Annotated in this window: 13 protein-coding genes and 1 tRNA gene; 13 read left to right on the forward strand and 1 reads right to left on the reverse strand. The window is 66.5% G+C overall.

Features of this window, described 5'->3' with window-relative positions; translation table 11 throughout:
* Positions 1 to 202: 202 nt before the first annotated feature.
* On the reverse strand, positions 203 to 1,315 hold the full coding sequence (gene queG, locus EA346_RS04355) for a tRNA epoxyqueuosine(34) reductase QueG (RefSeq protein WP_296756098.1): 1,113 nt from the start codon (positions 1,313 to 1,315) through the stop codon (positions 203 to 205).
* 22 nt (positions 1,316 to 1,337) lie between these two features.
* Here queG and EA346_RS04360 point away from each other — a divergent pair, with 22 nt between their 5' ends.
* From EA346_RS04360 to EA346_RS04420, 13 genes are all read left to right on the forward strand, one after another.
* On the forward strand, positions 1,338 to 2,852 hold the full coding sequence (locus EA346_RS04360; RefSeq protein WP_296756112.1) for an NAD(P)H-hydrate dehydratase: 1,515 nt from the start codon (positions 1,338 to 1,340) through the stop codon (positions 2,850 to 2,852).
* Positions 2,849 to 3,313: a tRNA (adenosine(37)-N6)-threonylcarbamoyltransferase complex ATPase subunit type 1 TsaE gene (gene tsaE, locus EA346_RS04365; RefSeq protein WP_296756099.1), complete on the forward strand. Its 465-nt coding sequence runs from the start codon at positions 2,849 to 2,851 to the stop codon at positions 3,311 to 3,313. Before EA346_RS04360 ends, tsaE begins: the two co-directional genes overlap by 4 nt.
* Positions 3,314 to 3,420: 107 nt before the next feature.
* Positions 3,421 to 4,794: an N-acetylmuramoyl-L-alanine amidase gene (locus EA346_RS04370; RefSeq protein ID WP_296756101.1), complete on the forward strand. Its 1,374-nt coding sequence runs from the start codon at positions 3,421 to 3,423 to the stop codon at positions 4,792 to 4,794.
* Between the two features lie 93 nt (positions 4,795 to 4,887).
* Positions 4,888 to 6,729, forward strand: a complete 1,842-nt coding sequence (gene mutL, locus EA346_RS04375; RefSeq protein ID WP_296756102.1) for a DNA mismatch repair endonuclease MutL — start codon at positions 4,888 to 4,890, stop codon at positions 6,727 to 6,729.
* Positions 6,730 to 6,757: 28 nt separating this feature from the next.
* Complete coding sequence (miaA, locus tag EA346_RS04380; RefSeq protein WP_296756113.1) at positions 6,758 to 7,654, forward strand: tRNA (adenosine(37)-N6)-dimethylallyltransferase MiaA; 897 nt, start codon at positions 6,758 to 6,760, stop codon at positions 7,652 to 7,654.
* Between the two features lie 156 nt (positions 7,655 to 7,810).
* Positions 7,811 to 8,065: an RNA chaperone Hfq gene (gene hfq, locus EA346_RS04385; RefSeq protein WP_296748212.1), complete on the forward strand. Its 255-nt coding sequence runs from the start codon at positions 7,811 to 7,813 to the stop codon at positions 8,063 to 8,065.
* 23 nt (positions 8,066 to 8,088) lie between these two features.
* Positions 8,089 to 9,444: a ribosome rescue GTPase HflX gene (hflX, locus tag EA346_RS04390; protein WP_296756104.1), complete on the forward strand. Its 1,356-nt coding sequence runs from the start codon at positions 8,089 to 8,091 to the stop codon at positions 9,442 to 9,444.
* A gap of 249 nt (positions 9,445 to 9,693) precedes the next feature.
* Positions 9,694 to 9,778: transfer RNA gene (locus tag EA346_RS04395), tRNA-Leu, on the forward strand.
* Between the two features lie 85 nt (positions 9,779 to 9,863).
* Positions 9,864 to 11,171 (forward strand): trigger factor, encoded by a 1,308-nt coding sequence (gene tig, locus EA346_RS04400; RefSeq protein ID WP_296756106.1) that lies wholly within the window; start codon positions 9,864 to 9,866, stop codon positions 11,169 to 11,171.
* On the forward strand, positions 11,168 to 11,812 hold the full coding sequence (gene clpP, locus EA346_RS04405; RefSeq protein WP_296748215.1) for an ATP-dependent Clp endopeptidase proteolytic subunit ClpP: 645 nt from the start codon (positions 11,168 to 11,170) through the stop codon (positions 11,810 to 11,812). Before tig ends, clpP begins: the two co-directional genes overlap by 4 nt.
* Positions 11,813 to 11,907: 95 nt before the next feature.
* Positions 11,908 to 13,185: an ATP-dependent Clp protease ATP-binding subunit ClpX gene (gene clpX, locus EA346_RS04410; RefSeq protein WP_296756107.1), complete on the forward strand. Its 1,278-nt coding sequence runs from the start codon at positions 11,908 to 11,910 to the stop codon at positions 13,183 to 13,185.
* Between the two features lie 178 nt (positions 13,186 to 13,363).
* Positions 13,364 to 15,808, forward strand: coding sequence for an endopeptidase La (gene lon / locus EA346_RS04415; RefSeq protein WP_296756109.1), 2,445 nt, complete (start codon positions 13,364 to 13,366; stop codon positions 15,806 to 15,808).
* A gap of 228 nt (positions 15,809 to 16,036) precedes the next feature.
* A complete protein-coding gene (locus tag EA346_RS04420; protein ID WP_296756110.1) occupies positions 16,037 to 16,309 on the forward strand; it encodes an HU family DNA-binding protein in 273 nt (90 codons plus the stop codon).
* Positions 16,310 to 16,375: the final 66 nt, after the last annotated feature.

Below are 16,375 nucleotides of genomic sequence, written 5' to 3' on the forward strand. Positions count from 1 at the left end.
AAGCCCTCTCGCCGATCTGGAGCCGGGAACCCCATCGGCCAGGGGCTGGCCTCCTACATCCGCGCCTCTTGAAAAAACGCGAATCCGACCACCGGCGGACCTTTCGTGATAATCAGGCCCGCTTTTGAGGCCAGGTCGGGGCAGCGCATCCAAAGCGGCGGCAAGCCGCCGCACTCCACAGGGGTTGGGGCGGAGGATGCGGCTATGGAGTGCGGGAGCTTGCTCCCGCTTTCGGGCGATCATGGAGCCGGGCGAGCGCCCAGGCGACATGCTCCCGGACCAGTGCGGAGGGGTGCTGCGCACGGCGTTCCAGCGCCGCGACCGCGTCGAGGCTCGCCGGGCCGTTCCCCAAGGCCACCGCGATGTTGCGCAGCCAGCGCTCGTGGCCGATGCGCCGGATCGCCATTCCGGCGGTCCGGTCGAGGAAGCTGGGCTCGTCCCAGGCGAACAGCTCGATCAGCGATGCCGTGTCCAAACCGTGACGCGCGGCGAAATCGGGCTCCACGCTCACCTCGGCGAAGCGGTTCCACGGGCAGACCAGCTGGCAGTCGTCGCAGCCGTAGACGCGGTTGCCCATCAGCGGTCGCAGCGGTTCCGGGATCGCGCCCTGGTGCTCGATGGTCAGGTAGGAGATGCAGCGCCGCGCATCCAGGTCGTAGGGGCCGCGGAAGGCGCGTGTTGGGCAGATGTCCAGGCAGGCGGTGCAGCTGCCGCAATGGGCTTCGACCCGGTCGTCGACGGGCAGCGGCAGATCGGTGAACAGCTCGCCCAGAAAGAACCAGGACCCGGCCTCGCGGGCGAGCAGGTTGGTGTGCTTGCCGATCCAGCCCAGACCCGCCTGCTCGGCCAGCCCCTTTTCCAGTATCGGCGCGCTGTCAGTGAACGCGCGGTAGCCGAAGGGGCCGATCTCGGCCTCGATCCGGCGTGCCAGCTGCTGGATCCGACGGCGCAGCAGCTTGTGGTAGTCGCGGCCGAGCGCGTAGCGCGAGACATAGGCTCGAGCCGGGTCGGCCAGGATCCGCCAGGGGTCGGCCGAGTCCGGGGGAAGGTAATCCATGCGCAGGCTGATGATGCGCTGCACGCCCGGAACCAGCAGCGACGGATCGCTGCGCAGGGCGGCGCGATCCCGCATCCACTGCATGTCACCGTGAGAGCCGCTGTCCAGCCAGCGCTCCAGGTGCTCCGCGTGCGCGCCGACATCGGCGGGGCTGATGCCCACCGCCTGGAAGCCGAGCTCACCCGCCCAGCCGCGGATGCGGGCGGCGAGTTCGCGGCATTGGCTTTGCGACAGGGATTGCGGCACGATTCTGGTCATGGCCCTTGGCGGTGTCTACAACATGAATGATGACCCGATGACCGTTCCCATTGCCAACCGCCTCTTTGGAGAGGCAGGAATGCGCGAACTCGACCGCCGGGCGATGGCGCTGCCGGGGATGGGCGACGGGAAGCTGATGGAACGCGCCGGTGCGGCCCTGCTCGAGGCCCTGTCGGAAGGCTTCCCGTCGGCGCGGACGCTCGGCGTGCTCTGTGGCCCTGGCAACAATGGCGGGGATGGCTTCGTGCTCGCGCGCCTCGCTGCAGACGCGGGCTGGACCGTGACCGTGCACGCCGGTGAACCCGGCGGCCAACCCGACTCCGATGGCGCCCGGGCGCGTCGGGCCTGGATCGACAGCGGCGGGGAGATCCGGCCGCTCGACGCGTTCTCCCCCGATCGTTCCGAGGTCTGGGCCGACTGCCTCTTCGGCATCGGACTCGGGCGTCCCATCGAGGCCCCGTTCGCACCATTGATCGAGACGCTGAACCGCTCCGGCGCGCCGGTGCTCGCCGCCGATGTGCCCTCCGGCGTACTGATCGATACCGGCTCGGTACGCGGAGTCGCGGTGCGCGCGCGGCTGACTGTCACCATGATCGCCGACAAGTTCGGTCTCCGCACCGGAGCCGCGGTCGACCAGGCGGGACGGGTGCGGGTGGCGGCGCTGAATCTTCCCGAGTCGCTGTACGAGGGCGTGTCCTGGCTCGCGACCCGCGTCACGCCGGAACAGGCGCCGCATGGATTGCCGTCGCGCAGGCCTGCGGCGCACAAGGGTGACTTCGGGCATCTGCTGGTGGTCGGCGGGGCGCCCGGTTATTCCGGTGCCGCCCGGCTGACCGCTGCGGCCGCCCTGCGCGCCGGTGCCGGCCGCGTGACGCTGGTGACCCACCCCGACCATGCCGCACTCGCGAACCTGGATCGTCCCGAACTCATGGTGCGTCCGGCGCAAACGGCGCGTGACATCGACGCCCTGCTGGCGGGCGCGGATGCAGTGGCCGTGGGTCCGGGTTTCGGTCAGGAGGCCTGGGCCCGCGGCCTGTGGCCGGCGGTCGCGGACTGGCGCGGCCCCCTGGTCGTGGATGCGGATGCCCTGAACCTGCTGGCGCAGGCGCCACGGCGGCGGGACGACTGGATATTGACGCCGCACCCTGGCGAGGCCAGCCGCCTCCTCGGCAGCAAGGCCGCGACGGTGAATGCGGATCGGCTCGCCGCCCTGCGGGAACTGCAGGATCGCTATGGCGGGACGGTCCTGCTCAAGGGTGCGGGAACCCTGGTGGCACCGGGACCCCAGGGAACGCCGGCCTGTATCACCGGCGGCCATCCGGGCATGGCGACGGCCGGCATGGGTGACGTATTGACGGGCATCATCGGCGCTCTGCGCGCGCAGGGTCTCGACGCCGGGGCCGCGGCCGTGACCGCTGCGGCCTGGCACATCGCCGCAGCGTGTACTGCCGCGCAACGCCTGGGCGGACAGCGCGGCCTGCTTGCCGGCGACGTGATCGAGGCCCTTCCCGCCAGCGGTGCCGACTCTGGAGTATGAGCCGTCCCGGCTTCTTCCTCGCCGACGCGGAGGCCACCGAAAGGGCCGGCGCGGCGCTGGCACAGTGTCCCGGCCTGAAGCAGGTGCGCCAGATCCACCTGCAGGGCGATCTGGGCGCGGGGAAGACCACCCTGGTGCGCGGCCTTCTGCATGCGCTCGGTCATCGTGGCACGGTTCGAAGCCCGACCTATACCCTGCTCGAGCCCTACGAACTTCCCGGTCTGACCGTCCTGCATTTCGACCTGTACCGGGTCGCGGACCCGGAGGAACTCGAGTACCTCGGGGTGCGCGAGCAGAGCGATGCACGGACCCTGTGGCTGGTGGAGTGGCCTGACAGGGGTGCTGGCTGGTTGCCCGCGCCGGAACTGGTGGCCAGCCTGCGCCAGGACGGCGACGGGCGCCGGCTGTCGTTTTCAGGTCCGCAGGCCGGGACCATTTCCGCCCAGATGGGTGACTTCTGACGGCGCAGTCAGAGTCATCGGTATGTTGTTCATATGCTGCAAAATTCTTTCTTGCATTTTCACGAGGAAAGTCCACAATGTAGGCAGAGCCCCTGATCGCAAAGGGATTGTCTGTGGCAAAAACGCATCAAACGGATCAACGTCGACGCTTATTGCTGAAGGGCCTGGCTGGCCTTGGGCTGGGCGTGGCGCCAATCTCCGCCTGGGCCAACTCCGGTCTGCAGAGGGTGCGCATGTCGGTGGACGGTCAGACAACCCGACTCGTCTTCGACATGGAAGGGCCCGCCGACTACAAGGTTTTCGCCCTCGAATCCCCGGATCGGGTGGTGGTGGATCTTTCCGGCACGCGCGCCCTGGCGTCGCTGGAGGTGCCGTCGAACCCCAGATCCCTGGTCGAGGGCGTACGTTACGCCGAGCGTAACGGTAACGATCTGCGGGTGGTGCTGGACCTGCGCGCCGCGGCGGATCAGCACAGTTTCGTGTTGCTGCCCGCGCAGGGTTCGCCGCACCGGCTGGTGCTGGATCTCACCGAGCGCCCGCGCAGCGTGATGGTTGCGCGGATGGTGCCCGAGACGAATTCCGTGGTGCGGCCCGATCAGATGCGCGAGCCGCTCCGGGACTTGATCGTGGCCATCGACCCAGGCCATGGCGGGCACGATCCCGGCGCGATCGGCGCGGGCGGCACCCGGGAGAAGGACGTGGTGCTGCAGATTGCGCGCCGCGTGGCGGAGCGGGTGGAGCGCGAACCCGGCATGCGACCGGTCCTGATCCGCACCGGCGACTACTTCCTCCCCCTGCGCGAGCGCATCAGCCGGGCGCGTGCGGCCCAGGCCGACGTCTTTTTGTCCATCCACGCCGATGCGATACAGGATCGCCGCGTTCAGGGTTCGTCCGTCTACATCCTGTCCGACCGTGGCGCCTCCAGCGAGGCGGCGAGATTCCTTGCGCAGCGCGAGAACAGCGCGGACCTGCGTCTGGGCGGGGTGCCGATCGAGAGCAAGGACGATTCCCTGACCAGCGTGTTGCTGGACCTTGCCCAGAGCGGCAGCCTGGAGGCCAGTCATTCCCTCGCCAACCGGTTGATCTCGGAGATGCACCGGGTCGGCAAGGTGCGCAAACCCGAGGTCGAGCGGGCGAACTTCGCGGTACTGCGGTCCCCCGACGTGCCGTCGGTGCTGATCGAGGCGGCCTTCATCTCCAACCCCTCGGAAGAGCGCAAGCTGCGTACCGAGAGCTTCCAGAACTCCCTCGCCGACGCGATTCTGACCGGTCTGCGCGCCTATTTCGCCACCCATGCACCGCCCGGCACCATCATTGCCGAGGGCCGGCGCGACCGGCACATCATTCGACCGGGCGAGACCCTCTCGGTGATCGCCGACCGCTACCGGATGTCGGTCGCCGAACTGCGCGCGGTGAACGACCTCCCGAGCGATCGCATCTTTGCAGGCCAGGTCCTGCAGATTCCGTCCCGGGGCAGCTGATCGGGGGCGGGTTCCCGGAGCTGCCAGGGGTCGCGCCGCTTTCTGCGGGTCCCGGTTCTGGGCTAGTCTAGATTTTTTGCGCCCGGACCCCTCGTGCCGATACAGAAGCTTCCCCCACAGCTGATCAGCCAGATCGCGGCCGGCGAGGTGATCGAGCGTCCCGCGTCCGTGGTCAAGGAACTGATCGAGAACAGCATCGACGCGGGTGCGCGCCGGGTCAGGGTGGAGCTGGAGCAGGGCGGGGTGCGCCTGATCCGGATCACCGACGACGGCAGTGGCGTCCCGCCGGAGGAGCTCCCGCTGGCGCTTTCCCGGCACGCGACGAGCAAGGTCGCCGCGTGGAGTGACCTCGAGTCCCTGCACACGTTGGGCTTTCGCGGCGAGGCGCTGCCCTCGATCGCCTCGGTGGCGCGCCTGACCATGACCTCTGCAGTCGCGGGAGCACGCAGCGGCTGGGGCCTCGGTGGTGACGGCTCGGATGCGTTCGCCGAGCCGGCGCCGGCGGCCCACCCGCAGGGCACCACGGTCGAGATCCGCGACCTGTTCTTCAACGTACCTGCGCGGCGCAAGTTCCTGCGTACCGAGCGTACCGAGTACCTGCATTGCGAGGACGTGGTGCGTACCCATGCGGCGGTACGACCCGGGATCGCCTTCGAACTGCGCCACAACGGCCGACAGACCCTGGACTTGCCTGCCGTGGGGCCGGCGGGCGCCGCCGACCGCGTGGCAGCGCTGCTCGGCGAGGGATTCCTGGAGCATGCGTTCGAGGTCGAAGAGGAAGGTTCCGGGCTGCGTCTTTGCGGCTGGCTGGGCGCGCCCACCCACGCCCGGTCGCAGGCGGACCAGCAGTATTTCTTCGTGAACGGCCGGCCGGTGCGGGACCGGGTGCTGGCCACGGCGGTGCGCCGGGCCTACCGCGACGTCCTGTATCAGGGGCGGCACCCCGTGTTCATCCTGTTCCTCGATCTGGATCCGGCCGGGGTCGATGTCAACGCCCATCCGGCCAAGCACGAAGTCCGTTTTCGGGACGGGCGCCTCGTGCACGATTTCATCTTTCAGACTCTGCACCGCGCGCTGGCTGGCCTGCGCCCCGGTGATGACGGGCGCCAGCAGCCGGCGGCGCACTCGACCGGCGCGGCGGTCCAGCCCGGCGGCAATGCCTTCCCCGGCACACCGACGGTCTATCCGCGTGCCGCCTTTGCCGAGAACCGGGCGCCCAGGGATACGCCCAGGGACACGCGCTGGGAACTGCCGCTGCCGCATGTCAGCGAGCCGCCGGGAGGGGCCCCGGCGCCTGTCGCGCCCCCGCCGAACGCCCGGCCGTGGTCACCTGCGGCTGCCGAGGGCGTGGCGCCGCCCCTGGGCTTTGCGATCGGGCAGGTTGCAGACATCTTCATCCTGGCCGAGAACGCCCGCGGCCTGATCCTGGTGGACATGCATGCGGCGCACGAGCGCATCACCTACGAGCGGTTGAAGACGGAATGGCGCGAGGCGCGCGTGACCCGCCAGCCGCTGCTGGTGCCGGAGACGATCGCGGTCACCCGCGCCGAGGCGGAACTGGTCGAGACTTCCGCCGATCTCCTGCGCGGCCTGGGTTTCGAACTGGACCGTGCGGGGCCCGACGCCGTGATGCTGCGGGCCGCACCGGCGCTGCTGCAGGGCCGGGAACTGGCCCAGCTGGTGCGGGATCTGCTGGCCGACCTGCACCACCTCGGGCACGCCGACCGGGCGGAGGCTGCGCTGGATGCGGTGCTGAGCACCATGGCCTGCCATGGCTCGGTGCGGGCGGGCCGGCGCCTGAGTCTGCCGGAGATGAACCGTCTGCTGCGCGACATGGAGGCGACCGACAACAGCGGTCAGTGCAACCACGGCCGTCCGACCTACGTCGAGCTGGACCGGCAGGCCCTGGATCGCCTCTTCCTGCGCGGACGCTGAGCGCGTGCGCGAATCCGTGGTCCTGCTGATGGGCCCGACCGCCACCGGCAAGACGGCCCTGGCCCTGGACCTGGCGGAGCGGATCGGGGGCGAGATCATCAGCGTCGATTCGGCGCTCGTGTACCGGGGAATGGACATCGGCACCGCCAAGCCCAGCGCCGAGGAGCGGGCGCGGGTCCCGCATCACCTGATCGATGTCCGCGACCCGGAGGAGACCTGGTCTGCGGCGGATTTCGTGGAGCATGCCCAGCGGCTGATCGGCGAGATCGAGTCGCGTGATCGTGTCCCGATGCTGGTCGGCGGCACCATGCTCTACTTCCGTGCCCTGCTCGACGGCCTGGATGCGATGCCCGCGATCGATCCGGAAATCCGCGCCGCCCTGCGGGCACGCCTTCCGGTGGAAGGTGCCGAGCGTCTGCACGCCGAGTTGCGCGGCGTCGACCCGGTATCGGCGCTGCGGATCCATCCGAATGACCCGCAGCGGATCCTGCGCGCGCTGGAGGTCTACCGAAGCACCGGGCGTCCGCTGGCATCGTTTCAGTCCGGCGCGGTCGGCACCGTGCCGCGGCACTGGCGCCGGTTCGCGCTTTGGCCCGAGGATCGCGAACGTCTGCGCAGGCGCATCGCCGAGCGCTTCGACCACATGCTGGCCAGCGGCTTCGCCGGGGAATTGCGCGCGCTGATGGAACGTCCCGGGCTGACTGCCGGCCACACATCACAGCGAGCGGTCGGTTATCGCCAGGGTTGGCAATGGCTGTCAGGCGAGATCGGCCCGGAAGAATTCCGCGAGCGCGCGGTCACCGCGACCCGGCAGCTGGCGAAGCGTCAGCTGACCTGGCTTCGCGGCATGCAAACCCAAGGCCTCGAGTACCTTCCCGCAGAGCGCGTGCGGGTCGAAGATCTGCTCGGCGGCGCGGATCGCTGAGCGCGGCCGATCCCGCAGGTGGTGGTTCTACCCATGGTCGCGGGGGATTTTACGGGTAATTATGGCGCGGTGCCTGGCTAGCGATATGCTATCTTCTGGAAACGTGCGGTCTGACCAAGCGCACTTGCAGCTACAACAAAAAAAGGAACCTCAATCATGGCAAAAGGGCAGATGCTACAAGAACCCTTCCTCAATGCATTGCGCAGGGACCGCATACCGGTGTCTGTCTACCTGGTGAACGGGATCAAGCTCCAGGGACAGATCGAGTCCTTCGACCAGTTTGTCGTGCTGCTCAAGAGCGCGGTATCGCAGATGGTATACAAGCACGCGATCTCCACCATCGTGCCCGCCCGGCAGGTACGGTTGCATCTCGAGGGCGAAGAACCGCCCGCGGAGGAACAGAATTCGTAATCCCATTTTGGAGTTGACGGGCCTTGTTTGAGCGTCCCGAGAGCGGCGATCGCACCTTGCTGGTCGCCCTGGCGATTGGCGACGTGGCCGATATGGAGGCCCAGAAGCAGGAGTTCAGGGAACTGGCCGAGTCCGCCGGGGCCGACGTCGTCGGCGTGATCGCGGGAACCCGCCGGCAGCCGGATTCCCGCTTCTTCATCGGTTCCGGCAAGGCCGACGAGGTGGCCGCCGCAGTCGCGTCGTCCGGCGCCGAAGTGGCGATCTTCAACCATCCGCTGTCGCCGAGCCAGGAGCGCAACCTGGAGCGGCACCTGAAATGCCGGGTGCTGGACCGCTCCGGGCTGATCCTCGACATCTTCGCCCAGCGGGCACGTTCCCACGAGGGCAAGCTTCAGGTCGAGCTCGCCCAGCTCCGGCACATGTCGACGCGCCTGGTCCGTGGCTGGACCCACCTGGAACGTCAGAAGGGCGGCATCGGACTGCGCGGTCCGGGCGAAACCCAGCTCGAGACTGACCGGCGCCTGCTGGCCGGGCGCATCAAGCACATCGAGCGGCGGCTGGACAAGGTGCAGCGGGCCCGCGAGCAGGGCCGGCAGGCGCGCCGCCGTGCCGAGACGCCCACCGTGGCCCTGGTCGGCTATACCAATGCGGGCAAGTCGACCCTGTTCAACCGACTGACCGAGTCCCAGGTCTTTGTGGCCGACCAGCTGTTCGCGACCCTGGATCCGACGCTGCGGCGCCTGGATCTCGCTCCGCACCAGTCGGTGATTCTCGCCGACACCGTCGGCTTCGTCCGCGATCTGCCCCACGAACTGATTGCTGCGTTCAAGGCCACGCTGACCGAGACTCGCGAGGCGGCACTGCTGCTCCACGTGATCGATGCCTCCGACCCGGAACGTGATGCCCACATCGCGCAGGTCGAGGACGTCCTCGAGGAGATCGGCGCCGGCGAGGTGCCGATCTGGCGCATTTACAACAAGATCGACCGGTTGCCCGACGGCGACGACGGTGACACGGCCCGCTTCGGTGGCGACGCCCTGTGGCTCTCGGCCGTTACGGGCGCGGGGCTGGCCGAACTGGAGCAGCGGCTGGCGCGTCATTTCACCGAGACGATGTTTCGCGGCTGGGTGTCCCTGCCCGCCGCGTCCGGCAGACTGCGCAGCCGGCTGTTCGCCGAAAAGGCGGTCGAGTCCGAGCAGACCGGCGCCGCCGGTGTGATGCACCTGCGGCTCAATCTTCCGGAACGTTCGCTGCGCGCGCTGCTGCGCGAGGCGGGACTGGACGAGGATCCGGAGAGCCTGCGCGTCGGACGGGAACCTGGGGCGGACGATCCCGGCGACCAGGAGCCGGCCCTTGCCGAGACCTCCCGCCGCAGTTAGCGTGAAAGTCACAGCGAGGCCCGTCGGGTTACGCCCTTTGGGCTAACCCGACGTACAGTTTGCGGCTTCGCATCGTCTGGGGTAACGCAGGATTGTGAAAGTTAGTCCGTCGTGGCGGGTGGCCTGCAACCTGGTCAGGCCTTGATCAGGCGCCGCTTCCCGGACACCTGCATGAACCCCGAACCGCCCGCCAAAGTGACGCGATATGTTCCAGGGGTTAGACTAAGGGGTCATGTCCGGGGCGGGCAGGCGAAAGTGGCGGAATTGGTAGACGCGCTGGATTTAGGTTCCAGTGGGGTAACCCGTGAGAGTTCGAGTCTCTCCTTTCGCACCATCCCGACAGTTTGCATGCACAACTTATTTCATTGCGCCGGGACGGCGCGTTTTCCCGAATCTCAGATTTCACGCGAGGCCATCTGATGCAAGTTTCTGTTGAAGCCACCGGCAGCCTGGACCGCAGGATGACGGTGCAATTTCCGCCCGACCGGGTCGACTCCGAGGTGGAAAAGCGCTTGAAGGCGCTGACCAGGCGGGTACGGATCGATGGCTTCCGCCCCGGCAAGGTGCCGCTGAAAATCGTGCAGCAGCGCTATGGCGCCGGCGTCTACCAGGAGGTGCTGGGCGAGGTCCTGCAGGAGAGCTATCGCGAGGCCATCCAGCAGGAGGGTCTCGTGCCGGCCGGAGGGCCAAACATCGAGCCGAAAATGATGGAGCCGGGCAAGCCGATTGAATACATCGCCTCCTTCCAGGTGTTCCCGGAGGTTTCGGTGGCCGACCTCTCGGACGTGGAGATCGAGCGCCCGGTGGCGGAGATCGACGCCGCTGACGTGGAGCGGGTGATCGAGTCCCTGCGCAAGCAGCAGCGTGACTGGGCCGAGGTGCAGCGCGCCGCGGGCGAGGGTGATCGGGTCACGCTGGATTTCGTCGGGACACTGAACGGAGAGCCGTTCGACGGTGGCAAGGCCGAGGGCTTCGCCGTCGAGATCGGTGCAGGGCGGCTGCTGCCCGACTTCGAGTCCCAGCTGGTGGGCGTTGAGCCGGGCGAGGAGAAGACCATCGATGTGACCTTCCCGGAGGACTACCCGGCGGAGCATCTGAAGGGGCAGGCCGTGCAGTTCGCCCTGAAGATCCACAAGGTCGAGGAACCGCGCCTCCCCGAGGTCGATGCCGATTTTGCCCGGGCATTCGGGGTCGCCGACGGCGATGTCGACAAGCTGCGGGAGGAGGTGCGCGCGAACATGGGCCGGGAACTCGCCCAGAACATCAAGGGTCGGGTAAAGAAGCAGGTGATGGATGCGCTGGTCGCGAAGCATGATTTCGACCTGCCGAAGAGCCTGGTCCAGGGCGAAATCGACCGTCTGCGCACCGAGACCGAAAATCGCTTCGGTGGCGCAGAACAGTCCCAACCGCTGCCCGATGCCCTGTTCGAGGAGGAGGCGAAGCGCCGGGTCCGGCTGGGTCTGGTGGTGCGGGCGGTCCTCGACGCCGAGAAGATCGAGGTCGACCCCGGTCGCCTGGAGCGGGAACTCGATGCCCTGGCGCAGACCTATGAGGATCCGGACGAGGTGAAGCGGCACTACCGCAGCAACCCCCAGGCGATGGCCGGCATGGAATCGCTCGTGCTGGAGGATCAAGTCGTGGACTGGGTGCTCGAGAAGGCCCGCGTCACCGAGAAGCCAAGCAGTTTCGACGCCCTGATGAACACGAACAAGGAGACTACCGAATGACGCAACCGCTGGCAGGACCGGGTGCACAGCACACGCAGGCGCTGAACCTCGTGCCAATGGTCGTCGAGCAGACGGCAAGGGGCGAGCGCGCCTACGACATCTACTCCCGGCTGCTGAAGGACCGCGTCGTGTTCTGTGTCGGCCCGGTCGAGGATTACATGGCCAATGTGATCGTGGCCCAGCTGCTGTTTCTGGAGTCCGAAAACCCGGACAAGGAGATCAGCCTCTACATCAACTCGCCCGGCGGAGCGGTGACCGCCGGCATGGCGATCTACGACACCATGCAGTTCATCCAGCCGCAGGTCAGCACGCTGTGCGTGGGCCAGGCCGCGAGTATGGGCGCGGTGCTGCTGGCGGGCGGTGCGCCCGGCAAACGCTACTGCCTGCAGCATTCCCGGGTGATGATCCATCAGCCGCTGGGCGGCTACCAGGGGCAGGCCACGGACATCGACATCCATGCCCGCGAGATCCTGAAGATCCGGGAAGAACTCAACCAGTTGCTGGCCCGGCACTCGGGGCAGTCGGTGGAGACCATCCGCACCGACACCGAACGCGACCGGTTCATGACCGCCCCCGAGGCGAAGGAATATGGACTGATCGATCATGTCCTCGACAAGCGCGAGGTCAAGGCGAAGAAATGAGCCAGTCAACCGGACGTACCGGCGGCTCGCTTGCATCGGGGTCCTAAACGGGGCATGTTTGAACTGCAAGTCTATTCGCAGACCGAGGCATACGGATGAGCGACGAAAAATCTCCTCGCAATGATGGCAAGCTGCTGTACTGTTCATTTTGCGGCAAGAGCCAGCACGAGGTACGTAAACTCATCGCCGGGCCTTCCGTATTCATCTGTGATGAATGCGTGGAGCTCTGCAACGACATCATCCGCGAGGAGATGCAGGAGGCGGGTCACGCCGAGCGCGACTCGCTGCCCAAGCCCCGCGAGATCCGTTCCATCCTGGATGAGTACGTGATCGGCCAGGACTCGGCCAAGAAGATCCTGTCGGTGGCGGTGTACAACCACTACAAGCGGCTCGAGGCGAAGTCCGGGAAGGACGACGTCGAGCTGTCGAAGTCCAACATCCTGCTGATCGGGCCCACCGGATCCGGCAAGACCCTGCTCGCCGAGACTCTGGCGCGGGTTCTGAACGTACCCTTCACGATCGCCGATGCGACCACGCTGACCGAGGCGGGTTATGTCGGGGAGGACGTGGAGAACATCATCCAGAAGCTGCTGCAGAAGAGCGACTACGACGTCGAGAAGGCCGAGACCGGGATCGTCTACATTGACGAGATCGACAAGATCTCGCGCAAGTCGGACAACCCGTCGATCACGCGCGACGTATCGGGCGAGGGCGTGCAGCAGGCGCTGCTCAAGCTGATCGAGGGGACCACCGCCTCGGTGCCGCCGCAGGGCGGACGCAAGCATCCCCAGCAGGAATTCCTGCAGGTGGATACCCGCAACATCCTGTTCATCTGCGGCGGTGCCTTCTCCGGGCTGGAGAAGGTGATCCAGCAGCGCGCCGAAAAGGGTGGCATCGGCTTCTCCGCCGAGGTGCGTTCCAAGGACAAGGACGCCTCTGGCATCGGCTGGCTGAAAAAGCTGGAGTCGGAAGACCTGGTGCGCTACGGGCTGATCCCCGAGTTCGTCGGCCGGTTGCCGGTGCAGGCGACCCTGGAGGAACTCGACGTCGAGGCCCTGATCACCATCCTCACCCAGCCGCGCAACGCCCTCGTGAAGCAGTACGGCCGCCTGTTCGAGATGGAAGGCGTGGACCTGGAATTCCGCGAGGACGCGCTCGGCGCGATCGCGCAAAAGGCGATGGAACGCAAGACAGGCGCCCGCGGCCTGCGTTCGATCATGGAAAACATCCTGCTCGACACCATGTACGAGCTGCCGTCGATGGAAAACGTCAGCAAGGTCGTGATCGACGAGGCGGTGATCCGCGGTGATGCCGAACCCTACCTGATTTACGAAAACGCGAATTTCGCCAAGCAGGCGGCGTCGGATTCCTGAGACCAGGGACCCCGGAGCGCCCGCTCCGGGCCGAACGTTCGCATCGGCTCCCTGTCCACTTTTCAGGGCCGGCAGGTCGTACCCCGTGCTCCGCATGCCCCGCGGGTGCCGCCCTTGAAAACGACCCGATCATCCCAAGACTAAATCATTCAACTATTGCTGACCCTCGAGGGGACCCATGAATCAGAAGACCAGCTCCTCCCAGAACGATGTCGAATCGCCGGTGAAGCGGGTTGCCGTGTTGCCCCTGCGCGACGTGGTCGTCTATCCGCACATGGTGATCCCCCTGTTCGTCGGGCGCGAGAAATCGATCCGGGCCCTGGACTCGGCGATGTCCGAGAACAAGCAGGTTTTGCTGGTGGCGCAGAAGAGCGCCGAGATCGACGAGCCCGAGGCCAAGGACCTGCACGATATCGGTACCCTGGGCAACATCCTGCAACTCCTGCGGCTGCCCGACGGCACCATCAAGGTTCTCGTCGAGGGCGCCCAGCGCGCGCACGTGATGGATCTCGGTGAGGAGGGAGACCACTTCGTCGCTCAGATCCGCCTGATGGAGGAGGAGACCGGCGCCGAGGAACGCGAGATGGAAGTCCTCGCCCGCTCCGCGCTGAATCTCTTCGAGCAGTACATCAAGCTGAACAAGAAGGTGCCGCCGGAGATTCTGACCTCGCTGGCCGGCATCGACGATGCCTCGCGCCTCGCCGACACCATCGCCGCGCACATGTCCCTGAAGCTCGACGAGAAGCAGAAGGTGCTGGAGATCTCGAGCGTGAAAGCGCGGCTCGAGCACCTGATCGCGCAGATCGAGGGCGAGATGGATGTGCTGCAGATCGAGAAGCGCATCCGCGGACGCGTGAAGCAGCAGATGGAGAAGTCGCAGCGCGAGTACTACCTGAACGAACAGATGAAGGCGATCCAGAAGGAACTGGGGGACCTCGAGGACGCGCCCAACGAGGCCGAGGAACTCGCCCGCAAGATCGCGAAGGCCGGCATGCCCAAGGAGGCCAAGAAAAAGGCCCTTGCGGAACTGAACAAGCTGAAGATGATGTCGCCCATGTCGGCCGAGGCCACCGTGGTGCGCAGCTACATCGACTGGCTGGTGAACGTGCCCTGGAAGAAGCGCACCAAGGTCAGCCAGGATCTGGCGGCGGCTGAGAAGGTCCTCAACGAGGACCACTACGGTCTCGAGGAGGTCAAGGAACGCATCCTGGAATACCTGGCCGTGCAGTCGCGCGTCCGGAAGATGAAGGGGCCCATTCTCTGCCTGGTGGGTCCTCCCGGCGTCGGCAAGACCTCGCTGGGCCAGTCGATCGCCCGAGCGACCAACCGCAAGTTCACCCGCATGGCATTGGGCGGTGTGCGTGACGAGGCCGAGATCCGCGGTCACCGCCGCACCTACATCGGGTCGCTTCCCGGCAAGATCGTGCAGAACCTGTCCAAGGTCGGGGTGCGCAACCCGCTGTTCCTGATGGACGAGATCGACAAGATGGCGATGGACTTCCGGGGTGATCCCGCATCGGCCCTGCTCGAGGTGCTGGATCCCGAACAGAACCACACCTTCAGCGATCATTACCTCGAGGTCGATTTTGACCTCTCGGACGTGCTGTTCGTGGCCACGGCCAACAGCATGCACATCCCGGGTCCGCTGCTCGACCGTATGGAAGTGATCCGCCTGTCCGGCTATACCGAGGACGAGAAGATCAACATCGCGCGGAACTATCTGATCAAGAAGCAGATCGAGGCCAACGGCCTGAGCGACGAAGAGATCCAGATCGCGGATACCGCGGTCCGCGACATCGTGCGCTACTACACCCGGGAGGCGGGCGTGCGCTCGCTGGAGCGCGAGATCGCGAAGATCTGCCGCAAGGTCGTGAAGCAGCGCCTGCTGGGCAAGGACAAGGCCAAGACCACGCAGGTCACGCCCAAGAGCCTGGAACGTTACCTCGGAGTGCGCCGGTTCCGCTTCGGCCTGGCCGAGGAAAACGACCAGGTCGGGCAGGTCACCGGTCTGGCCTGGACCGAGGTCGGGGGCGAACTCCTGACCATCGAGTCCTCCGTGGTGGCGGGCAAGGGCAAGACCCTGCAGACCGGCAAGCTCGGTGACGTGATGCAGGAATCCATCCAGGCGGCATTGACCGTCGTGCGCAGCCGTGCCGCGGCGCTGGGCCTGGCCGAGAACTTCCACGAGAAGACCGACCTGCACATCCACGTGCCGGAGGGCGCGACGCCCAAGGACGGACCCAGTGCGGGGATCGGGATGTGCACGGCGATCGTCTCGGCGCTGACCGGCATCCCGGTGAGGGCCGATGTGGCGATGACCGGAGAGATCACGCTGCGAGGGCAGGTCCTTCCGATCGGCGGACTCAAGGAGAAGCTGCTGGCGGCTCACCGCGGCGGTATCCGTACCGTGCTGATTCCGGAGGAGAACGAAAAGGACCTCGTTGATATCCCGAAGAATATCAAGGCGAAACTGGATATCCGTCCGGTGCGCTGGATCGATGAGGTCCTGTCCGTCGCGTTGACCCACATGCCCGAGGCACTCGGCAGCGAACCTGGGCCCAAGGTGCCCGAGGCCGCGAAGAGCGGCAGTGAGCCGCGGCGGAGGAACGTGCGCCACCACTAGTTCGGGCAATAAACCGTGTCAATTTCGGCCGCAGACGTCTATTCTCCGTTTGCGGCCGGTCTTTTGGCTCCTCGGGGGCGTGCTTGCCACGACCGTGCGCGCGATATGAGAATAGGGGAGCACCGCCAGTCGTAGACGGCATGCAGGCGACCATGCCGACTGTTCTTCTCAGGGGCAGCTTGCTTGGTACCCCCTCCACATAAAACGCATAAAAAAGGAATCCTGTGCATGAATAAATCCGAATTGATCGAAGCGATTGCCGATAAGGCCGACGTTCCCAAGGCCCAGGCGAGCCGCGTGCTGGATGCGATGGCCAGTGTGGTGGGCGATGCCCTTGCCGAAGGCAGCCAGGTGTCCCTCGTGGGTTTCGGTACCTTCCTGGTTCGCGAGCGTCCGGCGCGCAGCGGACGCAACCCCCGTACCGGAGAGACGATCCAGATCGCGGCCTCCAAAAGCCCGTCGTTCAAGGCTGGCAAAGCCCTTAAGGATCGCGTAAACTAGCGCGCTTTCCCGGGTGCTTAGCTCAGCTGGTAGAGCGTCGCCCTTACAAGGCGAATGTCGGCGGTT

Origin of the sequence: Thioalkalivibrio sp. (genome assembly GCF_007692535.1) — a bacterium.
GTDB lineage: Bacteria > Pseudomonadota > Gammaproteobacteria > Ectothiorhodospirales > Ectothiorhodospiraceae > Thioalkalivibrio.

What these genes read in the sequence shown, in the direction of transcription:
- queG (WP_296756098.1), bottom strand. Translation starts at nt 1,315, where the DNA reads ATGACCAGAATCGTGCCGCAATCCCTGTCGCAAAGCCAATGCCGCGAA.
- EA346_RS04360 (WP_296756112.1), top strand. Translation starts at nt 1,338, where the DNA reads ATGAATGATGACCCGATGACCGTTCCCATTGCCAACCGCCTCTTTGGA.
- tsaE (WP_296756099.1), top strand. Translation starts at nt 2,849, where the DNA reads ATGAGCCGTCCCGGCTTCTTCCTCGCCGACGCGGAGGCCACCGAAAGG.
- miaA (WP_296756113.1), top strand. Translation starts at nt 6,758, where the DNA reads ATGGGCCCGACCGCCACCGGCAAGACGGCCCTGGCCCTGGACCTGGCG.
- hfq (WP_296748212.1), top strand. Translation starts at nt 7,811, where the DNA reads ATGGCAAAAGGGCAGATGCTACAAGAACCCTTCCTCAATGCATTGCGC.
- tig (WP_296756106.1), top strand. Translation starts at nt 9,864, where the DNA reads ATGCAAGTTTCTGTTGAAGCCACCGGCAGCCTGGACCGCAGGATGACG.
- clpP (WP_296748215.1), top strand. Translation starts at nt 11,168, where the DNA reads ATGACGCAACCGCTGGCAGGACCGGGTGCACAGCACACGCAGGCGCTG.
- clpX (WP_296756107.1), top strand. Translation starts at nt 11,908, where the DNA reads ATGAGCGACGAAAAATCTCCTCGCAATGATGGCAAGCTGCTGTACTGT.
- lon (WP_296756109.1), top strand. Translation starts at nt 13,364, where the DNA reads ATGAATCAGAAGACCAGCTCCTCCCAGAACGATGTCGAATCGCCGGTG.
- EA346_RS04420 (WP_296756110.1), top strand. Translation starts at nt 16,037, where the DNA reads ATGAATAAATCCGAATTGATCGAAGCGATTGCCGATAAGGCCGACGTT.